Raw genomic sequence first — 1,440 nt, 5'->3', positions numbered from 1 at the left:
GTGAAAACACTGGCTGCTGTTATGATTCTCCTGTGATTCTTTGGGGGAATCGATGAGGCGCTTCGTTGAAGAGGCGGATCGTGGGCAGCGGACGCTGTTGCCCGAATGCCTCGATGACTTCATTGACGAGAGCAACCCAGTTCGCGTGATCGACGTATTTGTCGATGCGCTCGGTTTGGCTGAGATGGGCTTTGAGGGTGTGGAGCCGGCGGCCACCGGTCGGCGGTCGTACCATCCCTCGGTGCTCCTGAAGCTTTACATTTACGGCTATCTGAACCGGGTACAATCGAGCCGGCGGCTCGAACGAGAAGCCGGACGCAATGTCGAGGTGATGTGGCTGCTGGGTCGGCTCGCTCCCGATCACAAGACGATTGCGGACTTCCGGAAGGACAACGGCCTGGCGCTGCGCAAGGTATGTGCGCGCTTCGTCGAGCTCTGTCGAGAGATGGGTCTGCTGGTGACGGCGAGCGTCGCCATCGATGGCAGCAAGTTCAAGGCCGTGAACAACCGGGACAGGAACTTCACGCGCGCGAAGATGGAGCGACGGCGTGCTCAGTTGGAGGAGAGCGTCGCGCGCTATCTGAGCCAACTTGACACGGCCGACCGCCAGGAGCCGACGGAGGCGCTGGCCACGAAGGTGACGAGGCTTACCGAGAAGTTGACAAAGCTGAAGGAGGAAATGGGCAAGCTTGCCGTCTACGAAAAGCAAATGCTTGCTTCGCCTGACCAGCAAATCTCGCTGACCGACCCCGACAGCCGCTCGATGGCAACGAGCGGCCGCGGCTCTGGCGTTGTCGGCTACAACGTACAGGTCGCCGTAGACACCGAGCACCATCTGATTGTGACGCATGAGGTGACGAACAGCGGCTCGGATCGGGCACAACTTGCCAAGATGGCCAAGCAGGCGAAGGCTGTTCTAAAGACCGAGACGCTCGAAGCAGTAGCCGATCGCGGCTACTTCAACAGCCCAGAGATCCTCGCGTGCCACGAAGCAGGCATCACGGTAACTCTGCCCAAACCGCTAACGTCCGGCGCTAAGGCAGACGGACGCTTCGGTAAACAGGACTTTGCCTATTTGCCAGAGGAGGACGCCTATCGCTGCCCGGCCGGGGAGCGGCTGTCATATCGCTATACGAATGAAGAAGACGGCAAGGTGCTGCGGCGCTACTGGACCACGGCCTGTCAAAACTGTTCGCTCAAGACCCAATGCACGCCTGGGTCAGAACGGCGGCTTACGCGATGGGAGCATGAGCATCTGCTCGAGGCTGTGCAGCATCGCCTTGATGCAAACCCGCACGCCATGCGTCAGCGTCGCGAAACAGTCGAGCATCCGTTCGGCACCATGAAAGCCCGCATGGGAGCGACACACTTCCTGACCAAAACGCTTCCGAAAGTGGCGGCCGAAATGGCGCTCTCCGTCCTGGCCTACAATCTGACACG

General features: G+C 60.0%; 1 protein-coding gene. It reads left to right on the top strand.

Annotated elements, in window-relative coordinates:
* Positions 1 to 52: 52 nt before the first annotated feature.
* Positions 53 to 1,440: IS1182 family transposase (locus AC066S_RS38805; protein WP_478271912.1), on the top strand; the 1,388-nt coding region annotated here is incomplete at its 3' end.

Source organism: Bradyrhizobium sp. CFUWI (assembly GCF_056429085.1).
The sequence above is the reverse complement of the archived record's forward strand: the minus strand, read 5'-3'. Positions and strand labels throughout refer to the sequence as shown.